General features: G+C 69.8%; 12 protein-coding genes. 6 read left to right on the top strand and 6 right to left on the bottom strand.

The features are described 5' to 3' along the window. Positions 1–208: 208 nt before the first annotated feature. Positions 209–781 carry a TetR family transcriptional regulator C-terminal domain-containing protein gene (locus ACGFZN_RS34510; protein WP_393862408.1) on the bottom strand — a complete coding sequence of 191 codons (573 nt, stop codon included), beginning with the start codon at positions 779–781 and terminating at the stop codon, positions 209–211. Between the two features lie 325 nt (positions 782–1,106). Here ACGFZN_RS34510 and ACGFZN_RS34505 point away from each other — a divergent pair, with 325 nt between their 5' ends. From ACGFZN_RS34505 to ACGFZN_RS34495, 3 genes are all read left to right on the top strand, one after another. After that, on the top strand, positions 1,107–2,123 hold the full coding sequence (locus ACGFZN_RS34505; RefSeq protein WP_393862407.1) for an alcohol dehydrogenase: 1,017 nt from the start codon (positions 1,107–1,109) through the stop codon (positions 2,121–2,123). Between the two features lie 149 nt (positions 2,124–2,272). Continuing rightward, positions 2,273–3,316: a hypothetical protein gene (locus tag ACGFZN_RS34500; RefSeq protein ID WP_393862406.1), complete on the top strand. Its 1,044-nt coding sequence runs from the start codon at positions 2,273–2,275 to the stop codon at positions 3,314–3,316. A 253-nt stretch (positions 3,317–3,569) separates the two neighbouring features. Next, complete coding sequence (locus ACGFZN_RS34495) at positions 3,570–4,286, top strand: alpha/beta fold hydrolase (RefSeq protein ID WP_393862405.1); 717 nt, start codon at positions 3,570–3,572, stop codon at positions 4,284–4,286. An 88-nt stretch (positions 4,287–4,374) separates the two neighbouring features. Here the strand turns inward: ACGFZN_RS34495 and trxB are convergent, their stop codons facing one another. Then, positions 4,375–5,370, bottom strand: coding sequence for a thioredoxin-disulfide reductase (trxB, locus tag ACGFZN_RS34490; protein WP_393862404.1), 996 nt, complete (start codon positions 5,368–5,370; stop codon positions 4,375–4,377). Between the two features lie 511 nt (positions 5,371–5,881). Beyond that, positions 5,882–6,526, bottom strand: a complete 645-nt coding sequence (locus ACGFZN_RS34485) for a TetR/AcrR family transcriptional regulator (RefSeq protein ID WP_393862403.1) — start codon at positions 6,524–6,526, stop codon at positions 5,882–5,884. Positions 6,527–6,582: 56 nt separating this feature from the next. Here ACGFZN_RS34485 and ACGFZN_RS34480 point away from each other — a divergent pair, with 56 nt between their 5' ends. Then, the gene (locus ACGFZN_RS34480; RefSeq protein ID WP_393862402.1) at positions 6,583–7,539 is read left to right on the top strand and encodes an NADP-dependent oxidoreductase; all 957 of its coding nucleotides are present in this window, start codon (positions 6,583–6,585) and stop codon (positions 7,537–7,539) included. A gap of 360 nt (positions 7,540–7,899) precedes the next feature. Here the strand turns inward: ACGFZN_RS34480 and ACGFZN_RS34475 are convergent, their stop codons facing one another. Then, positions 7,900–8,841 carry an SDR family NAD(P)-dependent oxidoreductase gene (locus tag ACGFZN_RS34475; protein ID WP_393862401.1) on the bottom strand — a complete coding sequence of 314 codons (942 nt, stop codon included), beginning with the start codon at positions 8,839–8,841 and terminating at the stop codon, positions 7,900–7,902. A gap of 199 nt (positions 8,842–9,040) precedes the next feature. Between ACGFZN_RS34475 and ACGFZN_RS34470 the strand changes: the two genes are divergently transcribed. Beyond that, positions 9,041–9,622, top strand: coding sequence for a TetR/AcrR family transcriptional regulator (locus ACGFZN_RS34470; protein WP_393862400.1), 582 nt, complete (start codon positions 9,041–9,043; stop codon positions 9,620–9,622). A 25-nt stretch (positions 9,623–9,647) separates the two neighbouring features. Here ACGFZN_RS34470 and ACGFZN_RS34465 read toward each other — a convergent pair whose 3' ends face one another. Continuing rightward, positions 9,648–10,517, bottom strand: coding sequence for a helix-turn-helix transcriptional regulator (locus ACGFZN_RS34465; protein ID WP_393862399.1), 870 nt, complete (start codon positions 10,515–10,517; stop codon positions 9,648–9,650). A gap of 190 nt (positions 10,518–10,707) precedes the next feature. Between ACGFZN_RS34465 and ACGFZN_RS34460 the strand changes: the two genes are divergently transcribed. Then, on the top strand, positions 10,708–11,496 hold the full coding sequence (locus ACGFZN_RS34460) for an SDR family oxidoreductase (RefSeq protein ID WP_393862398.1): 789 nt from the start codon (positions 10,708–10,710) through the stop codon (positions 11,494–11,496). A 148-nt stretch (positions 11,497–11,644) separates the two neighbouring features. Here ACGFZN_RS34460 and ACGFZN_RS34455 read toward each other — a convergent pair whose 3' ends face one another. Next, the gene (locus ACGFZN_RS34455) at positions 11,645–12,451 is read right to left on the bottom strand and encodes an alpha/beta fold hydrolase (protein WP_393862501.1); all 807 of its coding nucleotides are present in this window, start codon (positions 12,449–12,451) and stop codon (positions 11,645–11,647) included. Positions 12,452–12,602 lie beyond the last annotated feature (151 nt).

Below are 12,602 nucleotides of genomic sequence, written 5' to 3'. Positions count from 1 at the left end.
GATAGGGGGCCAATCGGCATTGAGAGCAAGCCGACCGGTCATCTAAAAAGCTAGACGACCGGTCTACTTGCGTCAAGAGCCTCGTTTCCCTCTCCCGCGCGCAGGCGCAGCCGCCTCCTGGGGCCAGTGAAATGCGGCTGCGGCCGGCCGCGGTCAGGTACGGACGGACGGCGAGCAGGCCGTGCGACGCGGTGCGGCCCGGCCGGTCCTATCGCAGGACGACGTCGAAGACGGTTCGGAAGAACGCCTCAACCGGCGCCTCGGACTTGTGCGCCCGGGCCGTGATCAGGGTCCCCTCCCAGGCGCTCAGGATGAACAGCGCGGTGGCCGTCACGTCGAGAGCGCTGTCGAGATCGCCGGCCTCCTGGGCCTCGACGAGCACCCGCTGGATGTGCGCGGCCCACCGGTCGAAGCCGCGCCGGACGGCCGAGCGGATCTCCTCGTTGTGATCCGCCACTTCCGCGCCGAGGTTGCCGGCGAGGCACCCACGGACGAACCCGTTGTCGAGCGTGTCCCTGCCGAGGTACTCGAAGTGCGTCCGCAGCCTCTCCAGCGGGGGGCGCCCGGGCTCTTCGAGCATGTCGAAACGCAGAGTGCCGGCATACCGGGCCAGCGCCTCCAGAGCACTGTCCTCCTTGCTGGCGAAGTGGTTGTAGAAGGATCCTTTGGGCACGCCGGCGGCCTTGGTGATGTCGTTGATGCCGGTGGCGTTGAAGCCCTGCGCATGGAACTGCCTCAGGGCAGCCTGTGCGATTTCCTCGCGTTTGGACGCACGCCCCATCCTGAACCACCTCCTGTCAAATATGGCCGGTCGCCTTAAGCGGCGTCAACCCGGGATGCCTGACCGAAGGAGCGGTGCTGTCGGGCGACGCTCGCCCGACACCCGGGCCCAGCAGCATGCGGGGCCGTGCGGCAACACAACGACGATGCGGCCCGTCGGCCAGATCCGCTTGACTCAACTAAGTAGACCGGTCATATTCGAACCGCGCCTCCCACCCGCCCACGGCTGAGCCCGTGGCCGCGGACGGCGCACGACCGCCGCGCCCGAGAGCCACCCCCGGCCTCACAGAGGGCTTCACCTCGCACCACCACCCAGGAGCCAGAACATGTCCACCTATCGAGCCTTCGAGGCCACCGGAGTCCACCACCTCCGGCTGGTCGAACGTGAGCTGGCCGAACCCGCGCCGGGACACGTCCGGATACGCGTCCAGGCCTGCGGCATCTGCCACACCGACGTGCTGGCCGTGGAGGGCCTGCGGCCCGACCCGTCGCAGCCCGTCGTTCCAGGCCACGAGATCGTCGGCGTCATCGACGCCGTCGGGGCCGGCGTCACCGCCTGGCAGCCCGGTGACCGCGTCGGCGTCGGCTTCCTGAACGGGCACTGCTGGGAGTGCGAGCCCTGCCGCCGGGGCGACTTCGTCAACTGCCTGAACCAGGCGCAGACCGGGACGACGACCGACGGCGGCTACGCGGAGGTGGCCTATGCCCGGGCGAGCGGGCTGGTGCGCATACCCGAGGGCATATCGGCCCTGGACGCCGCTCCGCTCCTGTGCGCCGGCCTGACCACCTTCGCCGCGTTGCAGCAGGGCCGCGCCCGGGCGGGGGCCCTGGTGGCCGTGCAGGGCATCGGCGGACTCGGCCACCTGGCCCTGCAGTACGCGCGCAGCCTGGGCTACAGGGTCGCGGCTGTGGCACGGGGCGAGGAGAAAGAGGCGCTCGCCCGTCAGCTGGGCGCGCACGAGTACATCGACAGCACCAGCACCGACCCGGGGGCCGCCCTGCGCGATCTGGGTGGCGCCTCGATCATCGTCGCCACCGCCTCCAGCGGTGCCTCCATGAACCCGCTGGTGCGGGGTCTGGCCCCGAACGGCAAGCTGATCGTGGTCGGTGCCGCGCCCGACCCGCTGACCGTCTCGACTCCCGACCTGATCTTCGGCACTCGCGCCATCGCCGGCAGTCTGACCGGTTCCTCCATCGAAAACGAGGACAACCTCGCTTTCAGCCTCGCCCACGACATTCGTCCCAGCCTGGAGGTACTGCCCTTCGAACAGGCAGTGGAGGCGTACGAGCGGATGCTCTCGGGCAAGGCCCGTTTCCGCGTCGTGCTCGACACGGCGGCCTGAGACACCGGCTGCCGAACGGGGCAAGGCCTCACGGTGCCGTGCGGGCCTACGACGGCCCCCGCCGGCACGGCCGAGCCGGAACCACGATCGTCCGCCGACACCACCCGTTCGCGCCCGTCCCGAGCGGGCCGGCCTCCCCAGGGCTTTTGATGACCAACACCACGGCAAACGACTCCCACCCCGTGACCGCACCGCTGATCCGACTTCCTGCCGGCTCCGACGGACACGCGGTCCGAGCGGACCGGATCGGACTGCTGTCCATCTCCCTCGGCACCGCTGGTCTGGGTGGCGCCTGGCAGGCATCGGCGACCGTCCATCCGGCGGCCCTGCCGGTCAGCGACGGCCTCTACGCGATCAGCGCTCTGGTGTGGCTGGTGCTGCTGATCCAGTACCTGCGCCACGGAGGGGCCAGGTGGCGCAACCTCCGCCACGACATCCGCCATCCGGCTCAGGGTTTCGCGATCTCCTACGTCCCCATCATCGGCATGCTCGTCGCCGGTCACTTCGCCCGGTTCGGAACCGACGGTGCCCGGTGGGCGTACGCCGTGTTCACCGCCCTCGCCGCCCTGGTCGCCGCACGCCTGCTGGCCCACTGGCTCACCGGTACACTCAGCGCCACGCTCCTGCACCCGGGTTATCTGCTGCCGGTCTCCTCCGCCCCGTTCATCTCGAGCGCCACCGCGTCGACACTCAAGCTCCCCGGTATCGCCGACGCGGCGTTCGCGATCGGAATGCTCTACTGGCTGACGTTCGGCACCGTCATCCTGGGCAGCCTCGTCGCCTCCGGGCCCCTCCCCCAGCCGGCGCGTCCCGTCCTCACGGTCCTGACCATTCCACCGGCGACCGGCGGCATCGCATGGACCGCGGCCCACAAGGGCCTCCCCGGTCCGGTCGGCTACGGCTTCGCGGGCACCTTGCTCTTCACCGTCCTCCTCGTCGCCTTCCTCCTTCCCGACCTGCGCCAGCCGTCCTTCCATCCCGGACTGTGGGTCTACAGCTTCCCCGTAGCCGCGAGCACGAATTTCGCCATCCGGCTGATCACCGCAACCCGGGGCCCGGCCTGTCAGGTTCTCACCTGGGCGCTGCTGGCCCCGGCCAGCGGCGCACTCGTCCTGCTGTCGGCCGCGACCCTGCGTCACGCCGCCGGCGGCGCCCGCGGCTCGACCGGCCTGAATCCTCCTCGACGAGCATGACCGCGACTCCGCGCGAAGGCGGGTGACTGCTCGTCAATCGTCCTGCGGCCGCCCCGCGGTTCGGGCCGCCCCGGTCGCACCCGCTCCGCCGCCCCGGCCCCGCCGCTCCACCATCGAGCAGGCCGCTGACGCCACCGTCCGCTGAAGCCCGCTCGCACCAAGCTCCAGGCCGAGCCCCGAAGGGACCGGGGCCGGCATCACAGAAGAAGGCGCCGTCCGTCGCGCCACCCATGAAGAAGAGGAGAACCCCACCATGAGCAGCACCTCGGAGAACAGGCCCACTGTCGTGCTCGTGCACGGAGCCTTCGCGGACGCTTCCAGCTGGAACGGCGCCATCGAGCTGCTACGGCACGAGGGCCACTCAGTGGTGGCACCGGCCAACCCGCTGCGAGGGCTGGCCCACGACGCCGGCTATCTCAGCGATTTCCTCGACAGCCTCGACGGACCCCTCGTGCTGGCAGGCCACTCCTATGGAGGTGCCGTGATCAGCCAGGCCGCCGCGGGCAACCCGCGGGTCAAGGCGCTCGTCTACGTCGCCGCGTTCATCCCCGAGACCGGCGAGAGCGCGCTGGAACTGTCCGGCAGATTCCCCGGTAGCACCCTCGGCTCCAATCTCGACTCGGTCAGCACCGGAACCGAGACGGACCTTTACATCAAGGCCGACGCGTTCCACCACCAGTTCGCAGCCGACGTGCCGGCGCCCGTCACCGACCTCATGGCCGCCACCCAGCGCCCGATCACCGCCTCCGCACTGGAGGAGAAGGCCACCGCCGCCGCCTGGAAGACCGTTCCCTCGTGGAGCCTGATCGCCACGGAAGACTTCAACATCCCGCCGGCCGCCCAGCGTTTCATGTCCGAACGCGCCCGGGCGCACACCACGGAGGTCAGCGCCTCCCACGCCGTCTCCGTTTCCCAGCCCGCCGCGGTCGCGCACATCATCGAGCAGGCCTCCCAGGTCATCGCCGGCTGACCCGGCGCCTGCCACCGCCTCGGCATCGGTCGTCGTCAGCCGGTCACGGAGACGACGGCCGATGCCCTGTTCCGTGGCCGCTGAGACGTCAATGCACCAGCTCCGCAACGGCGGTGGCCTCCAGGCGCGCCTCTTCACAAGTGGCGCAGGCGGACAGCGCCGACAGGTACCTCTCCGCATCCAGGGCAGCGGAGCATCCGCTGCCTGCCGCGGTCACCGCCTGCCGGTACTCGTGATCGACCACGTCACCGCACGCGAAGACGCCGTCCAGATTGGTGCGTGTGGAGCGGCCCTCCACTGCCACGTAGCCGGCGTGATCGAAGGCGATCTGCCCCTCGAACAAGCCCACTTGCGGATCGTGCCCGATGGCGATGAAGACGCCGGTCACGGGCAGGGGGCTGACCTCTCCGGTGTCCACCGTACGCAGGAGGACACCGGTGACCCGGTCCTGCCCGAGGATGTCCACCACCTCGTTGTTCCAGACGAAGTCGATCCTCTCGTCGCGTCGCGCGCGCTCCTGCATGATCTTCGACGCCCGAAGCCTGTCACGCCTGTGGACGACGGTCACCCGACGGGCGAACCTGGTGAGGAAGGTGGCCTCTTCCAAGGCGGAGTCGCCCCCGCCGACGACCAGGATCTCCTGGTCCCGGAAGAAGAACCCGTCACACGTGGCACACCAGCTCACGCCGCGTCCCGACAACCGCTGCTCGTTCTCCAGGCCCAGGCGCCGGTACCGGGACCCTGTCGCGAGGATCACCGCTCTGGCCCGGTGGGCCACTCCGCTCGCGTCCACCACCTCCTTCACCTCGCCCGTCAGCCGCGTCTCCACCACGTCGTCGGGCACGAAATCGGTACCGAAGCGCTCTGCCTGTGACCTCATCCCGTCCATGAGATCGGGGCCGTGCACCGCTTCGGGAAAGCCCGGGTAGTTCTCCACGTCGGTCGTGTTCATCAAGGCACCGCCGGCCGATACGGCGCTCTCGAAGACCAGGGGACGCAGTTTGGCACGCGCCGCGTACACGGCGGCGGTGCAACCGGCCGGACCGGCACCGACGATGATGACGTCACGGACGTCGTCCGACATGTCGATCACCACCTCGCAAAGACGCCAAGGCCGGGTGTCACGCAGCGGCGGTCAGGTTCCATACTGTGCCCGGTCGGCTGCCGCTGCACCTCGCCACAAACCACCATCGGCGCACAGTGGCCAGCTACGGGCGCGTGGCCGGTACGGACCCCCGCTTCGCGATGCCCGGACTCCGCTCCGAGAGTGGGCCGGTGGACGACACGATCTGTGTCGCCGTCAGCGCCGACGGAACTGCCGTTGTCGCATGTTGGGTGACAAGCCGAGGGACGGTGTGGGCTGCCCGCGTCCAGGTCGATCCTCCTGTCGAGCCCAGCAGGTGGACCGGATACGGGGACACCACCCGCAGGGCGGGCTCGGCGGCGTTACTGGGATCAGGCTCAGTCCGCTAGCCGGTGCCGTGACGATGCTGCCCCAGCGCCGGGGCAACAATTTCCTGGCAGAACGGTTGGTGCGCTCACGTCGGCAAGCGGCAACACGGTCCCGGCAATCGCTCGGCTGGTTCGGTATGGCGTTACTCTGCGCAGGCGTCCGGCGGTTCGAGTTGGCTCGGCCGGGCGGGCCGCAGGCCGTCCATCAGGAGGTTCAGCAGGCGGCCGGCCCTGGCTTCACGCGCGGACGGAGGGGCCACGGTGAAGATGCCGATGAGCGAGGCGGCGATGTCTTCGGCCGTGACGTCGGAGCGCAGGTCGCCTGCCGTGCGGCCTGCGTCGAGAATCGTGGTGATGGCCGTCAGCAGCTCGGTTCGAGTCTGTGCATGGGCGATCTCGCCGGATTCGATCATCGCAGGCAGCGTGTCGAGCATGCCGTTCTTGGTCGCGACCCAGTCCCCGAACAAGTCCATCCAGCGACGCATCGCCGCAGCTGGGGAAAGCCGACCGAGCAGCTCACGGGCTCCGGTCGTCAGCCGCACGACCTGATCTTGGTAGACCGCGTCGACCAGCGACTCGCGGGTCGGAAAGTGCCGGTAGAGCGTGGCGACGCCGACCCCGGCCTCACGGGCGATCGCGCGCATCGACGGCTCGGCGTCGGCCGACATGAACACGCGGGTCGCCACTGCGAGCAGCTGGTCCCGGTTGCGGGCTGCATCCGCCCGTGGCGTGCGGACTTCCACTCCACCAGAAACGGAACGCGTTCCGTTTGTGCTACGGTCCTTCATGAAACGGAGCATAGTCCGTTTCTGCGTGTCGCCCCGGCCCAAGGAGACAGACGCACATGCTGACACAGAGCAAGCAACCACCCGCAGTGCGCAGCAGGGCGGTCCAGCTGGACTCATTCGGCGGCCCCGAAGTCCTGGACGTCCGCGATGTCCCCGCGCCGCAGGCCGGTCCAGGGCAGATCCGTGTGCGGGTCACCGCAGCCGGCCTGAATCCGATGGACTGGATCATGACCGCCGACGCGGACACGGCCACCCGGTTCGGCCTGACCCTGCCGGCCGGGTTCGGAACCGACTACGCGGGAGTGGTCGACCAGGTCGGTGACGGGCTGACCGGCTTCGCACCCGGCGACCGGGTGTTCGGAGGCGCCCTGTCCCGCGCAGTCGCCGATTTCGTGGTGGTCGACCCGGCCGGGGAGACCGCGGCGAACGAAGCCCACCACACTCCCGACGGCGTCGACGACCGTACCGCCGCCACCCTCACGATCGCGGGCCGTACGGCATCCGCCGCCCTCGCCGTGATCGACCCCGGCCCGGACGACACGGTTCTGATCGGCGGCGCCGGGGGCGGAGTCGGGGTGTTCGCCGTCCAGCTGGCCCGGATCGCCGGAGCGCGCGTGATCGGGACAGGATCGGCAGCATCGGCCGATCATCTACGCGATCTCGGAGCCGAGCCGGTCGCCTACGGTGACGGCCTGACCGACCGGGTCCGAGCCCTCGCTCCCGGCGGTGTCACCGCCGCCATCGACCTGCACGGAGTGGAGACCGTGCACGCCGCACGGGAACTCGGCGTCCCGGACAGCCGCATCTGCACCATTGCCGCACAGGTCGACGGCGTAGCGGCAGCCAACGGCGCGAACGCCACTCCCGGCGCCCTGGAAGAAATCGCCCGCCTGGTCGCGACGGGCCGGCTGCGGGTGCCCATCGCGGCGAGCTTCCCGATCGAACAGATTCGCCACGCAACCGAGCTCCAGGCCCGCCGGCACGTGAAGGGCAAGGTCGTCATCGACCTCTGAGGTCAAGCCCGTCGCGATGACTGGACGAGACATCGCCGTCACGATCAGGGGAGGACGGCCTCGCTTCCGCCCCTTCGGCACGGCCCACGGCGTGCTGCGGCCACCTCGTGGTCCTCCGAAGGCGGCGGACGAGGACAGCGGGACCACCGACTGGGCGTCAGGGGTCGGCGAGCGCGGCATTGATCTCGTTGGGGCGTCAGTCGTCACGGACTGCTCGTCGCCCTGTCCTTGCCTACGGCGCGGGCGCCGTCGGCGGGACGGCCGGCCCACGACGGCTCACGCTTGCCCAGCCTCCGCCGCACTCCCCCGGCCAGGTCGGCGATCGTGGACAAGGCGCAGCGTGGCCGGCCGGAGCCGCGTTCACCGGTCGCCGGTTGTCATCCCCACCGACAGGTCCCAGAGCCTGCGGGCGCTGTCGGGGTCGACGGCGTGAGCGGCGACACCGCGGCGTACCCCGGGAGTGTGCGGTCCCGCTTCCTGGCAGTCTTCGAAATACCGCCCGGTGATGCCGTTGACCAAGGGAGACGCGGCCAGCAGGACCGAGGTCGCGGCGCCCTGGGCGATGTTCTTCTCGGAAACCCCGGAGGCGCCCGACGGATCGAAGGATGCGGGCGGTGCGTCCATGTGGCGGCCGAGGCCGGTCTCCCAGATGCGTCCGGGGTTCAGTGCGTTGACGGCGATACGGTCCGCGGCCCAGCGTTGTGCGGCCTCCACGGCGAACAGGACGTTCGCCGTCTTGGACTGGGCGTACGCCAGCCACGGGTCGTACGGCTCCTTGGTGAAGTCGGGATCGTCGAAGCGGACGGGGCCGTTGACGTGCCCGACCGAGCTGACGACGACCACACGGGCGTCGTGCGCCGCGGCGAGGGCGTCGTGGAGGCCCACGGCGAGGGCGAAGTGGCCGAGGTGGTTGGTCGCGAACTGCAACTCCCGGCCGGCAGGGGTGCGCAGTTCGGGAGTGGCCATGATGCCCGCGTTGTTCACGAGGATGTGCAGCGGCCCGCTCCAGTGCGCGACGAAGGCCGCGACCGATGCCGGGTCGGCGAGGTCGAGCCGCGCAGCCCGCGTCAGGCTGTTACCCGTCTCGGCGGTGATCTCCTGTGCGACCGCCGTAGCGGCCTGCAGCGTGCGGCCCGTGACCGTCACTTCGGCGCCCGCCGAGGCCAGTGCACGGGCGGTCTCCCGGCCGAGGCCTCCGGTGGCTCCGGTCACGACGGCTCGGCGGCCCGTGAGGTCGATGCCGGCGACGACCTCGGCGGCGGTGGACTGCGCGCCGAAGGGTGTGGTGAGGCGGTGCGTCATGGTTCTTCCCTGCTTCTGGTGGGCGCGACTTCTGGCGGACGCGACTTCTGGTGGACGCACGGCTGGGAGTGCCCAGCGACTGCGTGCTCGTGAGGTTGGGCGGATACGGGACGTCCGCTTACGATGGAGGAACAAGCGGAGCCAGGTCCGCTTAGGGGTCGACTGTAAGCGGAGCCGACTCCGCTTGCAAGGAGGAGTGATGCAGCGCTCGCTGCGGGCGGATGCCCAGGCCAACCACGACCGCCTGCTGGAGGTGGCCGCCCGCGCCTTCGCACAGCAGGGTGCTGACGCCTCGCTCAAGGCGATAGCCGCCGAGGCCGGAGTCGGGATCGGAACCCTCTACCGCCGCTTCCCCACCCGGGAAGACCTCATCGAGGCCACCTACCGCAACGAGACCGACCGACTGTGCGCCTCAGCCCGCGAGCTGCTCGCCGGCCGCGCGCCCCTCGCCGCGCTGCGGGAGTGGGCGGAGGCTTTCGTGGACTACATGCTGACCAAGCAGGGCATGGCCGACGCGCTGCCCGCGATCCTCGCCGCCCGCGAGGGCCTGCGCCGGCACAGCCGCGACGCCCTCGGTGAGGCAGTGACGACACTGCTGGAGGCGGGGATTTCAGCCGGGCAGGTGCGTGCGGACGCAGAGCCGAACGACGTCCTCATGGCGCTCGGGGGAATCACCCTCATCAGCGGGCACGAGCACCAGCGAGACCTCGCCTCCCGGCTCGTCGTCCTGCTCCTCGACGGCCTCGCCGCCGGCCGTGGAACCCCGCCACCCCCGGCGTAGCCGCCTCGTGAGGTATCGGGTCCGCTCAGGCCCCGGGCGCGGCCGGACGGGGGTCCGGGGCAGTGCCGGGAGCCCAGCTGCTGAGGATGCGCAGGGACTCGGCTGTGGAGGAGCCCGGCTCGGGCATGTAGACGCACAACGTCTGGTTCTCGTCGCCGGGCGGCTGCAGCGACTCGTACGAGAAGTGCAGGTCACCGACGAGCGGGTGCCGGTAGTGCATGGTCCCGTGCATGCGGCGCAGCACGCGGTGGTCGTTCCACCATGTGCTGAACTCCGGTGACTTGAGGGTCAGTTCGCCGATCAGATCGGCCAGCCGCCGATCCTGCGGGCAGCGGCCCGCCTCGAGACGCAGCATGGCCACGGTCTCGGCCGCGATCTGCTCCCAGTCGCCGGTGCGCTCGCGGGCCTCGGGGTCGAGCAGGTAATAGCGGGCGAGGTTGCGCCGCTGGATCGGCAGCGCCTCGAAGTCGGTCAGGACGGCGCGGGCCAGGCCATTGGAGGCAAGGACATCGGTGCGCCGCCCGATGACGAACGCGGGCACCTGGTCCAGGGTCTGGAGCATGAGGTGCAGCCCCTGCCGAACCCGCTGCGGGCTGACCGGTGCCCGCCGCCCGCCCGGACGGGAGAGGAGATTGGTGAGGTGCTCGTGCTCGGCGGCGTCCAGACGAAGGGCACGGGCCAAGGCGTCCACCACCTCGGGTGAGGGGTGTGCGGCTCTGCCCTGTTCCAGCCGGGTGTAGTACTCGGTACTCACGCCCGCGAGGCGGGCTGCCTCCTCACGACGCAGTCCGGGGACGCGGCGGGCGCGCCCGTCGGCAGGCAGCCCCGCCGACTCGGGGCTGACCCGCGCGCGACGGGTGCGCAGAAAGTCGGCGATCTCGCTGCTGCGGTCCATACACCCAGTCTGAACTCCCCGCGCGCTGCTCGCCCCGCGCTGGGTGGCCCTGCCAGTACCTGCCTCGGCAGGGCCACCTCCGGGCCGTCCCGGCCGGTTCCGCGGTGGTCTGCTGGATGCAAGGGCCCACGACGACGGACGTCCGACCGCCCCCTGCCGTATTCACTCACCCTTCGGAAGGGGTCAATCCATGACCACCGAGACCTCTGCCACGCCCTCCGCTCAGCCACTGGACGGCCGGGTGGCCGTCATCACCGGCGCGTCCAGCGGCATCGGCGAGGCGTCGGCCGAGCACCTGGCGTCGCTGGGCGCGAAGGTCGCCGTGCTGGCGCGGCGCGCGGAGCGGCTGGACGACCTCGTCGCGCGTATCGGCAAGAACGGCGGCACCGCCGTGGCGATCGCCGTCGATGTGACCGATGCCGCCGCCGTGCGGGCCGCGGCCGACCGCGTGGAAGCGGAGCTGGGCGACGCCGACCTGCTCTTCAACAACGCCGGCGTGATGCTGCCCGGGCCCATCGAGGAGCTGCGTGCCGACCAGTGGCAGCAGCAGATCGACCTGAACATCTCCGGGCTGATGAACGTCATCGGCGCCTTCACCCCGCAGCTGGTGCGGGCCGCCGAGCAGCGCGGCGTGGCCGACCTGATCAACACCTCGTCGAGCGCCGCGCAGAACCTCTACCCGACTTTCGCGGTCTACGCCGGCACCAAGGCGTTCGTGTCGCACCTGTCAAAGCACCTCCGGGTCGAGCTGGGCCCGAAGAGCGTGCGGGTCTCCGCGATCGAGCCCGGGATCGTGGGCACGGAGCTGCAGGATCACGTCACTGACACCGGTGCCCGAGCATGGCTGGAGGGCTCGAAGGAGTCCGTCGACTGGCTGCTGCCGGACGACATCGCGCGGACGGTCGGCTTCATCGCCTCCCTCCCGCTGCGGGTCAACCTCCCTCAGGTCTTCATCATGCCGACCGGTCAGCCCAGCTGACACCATGCAGGCGCAGCCCAGCCATGGAACCGGTCCAGAACCGGTCCGGCTGCGGCCTCTCGCCTGTCGCCTCGCGCTGTTGCGGTAACACGGCGGTACGGCACGGGCACCGACGCGTTGCCGCCGGTGCCCGTGCCGCGAGCTCGGATTATTCCCCGCCGGTCGCCTGGGCGAATTCACGCAGGCGCTGCAGGAGCGTCTCCGGCTGTTCCTCAGCGATCCAGTGGCCCGAATTCTCGATCGGTCGTACGGTGACGTTTTCCGCGACCTCCAAGATCATCTTCTCGGCCAGGGGCAAAAAGAAACTCGCGGTGCCTCCCAGTCCGAGCACGGGCATCTTGAGCCTGCCCTTTTCGGACAGGATGCGCCGATTGTCTTCAGCATCCTTCTCGAAGGCCCGGAAGAGCTCGAGGCCCGCCCGCATGGCTCCGGGAGCCGTGTAGTCGGCGACGTACCGCTTCGCGTCCGCCATGGAGATGGCGTCCGGATTGGCGCTCAACTTGACATAGAAATTCCGCAGATACGGAAATTCGTTGCCGGCGATAAGCGTCTCGGCTTCGTTGCCTGCTGCCCCGTGGAAGTGGAAGTGCCACAGCCGGTTCTCACTGTACTTGGTCGTCGCCAGACTGCTCTCATACGCTTCGGTGCCCGGGATCGGAGCCTCCATGAGCACAAGACGATCGACCTCGTTCGGATGGAGCGAGGCGTACGCGTAGGCAACCAACATGCCGGGGTCGTGACCGACGAGCGTGATCGGGTGCGTCACTCCAAGATGATGGAGCAGCGCCCTGATGTCGCCCGCCATCGTTTGCTTGTCATATCCGCTCTCGGGCTTCGACGACCCGCCGGCCCCGCGAACATCGGGAGCCACGACGAACCACCCTTCGGATCGGAGCGGTTCTATGACACGGCGCCATTCCCACCACGTCTGAGGCCAACCATGCAACAACACCATCGTTCGGTCGTCCCCACCATTGCTCGGCGGTGTACCTGCGTACACGTAATGGATGCGGACACCTGGGGCGTCGAATATGTTGTGGTGGAATTCCGGCATGGCGATGCCTCCTGACGATGAATGGCCGTTCAGAGGATTTCAGTCGGGGCTT

The sequence above is a fragment of the Streptomyces sp. NPDC048192 genome (assembly GCF_043202415.1).
Classification (GTDB): domain Bacteria; phylum Actinomycetota; class Actinomycetes; order Streptomycetales; family Streptomycetaceae; genus Streptomyces.
This window is presented reverse-complemented; position numbering and strand designations above follow the sequence as displayed.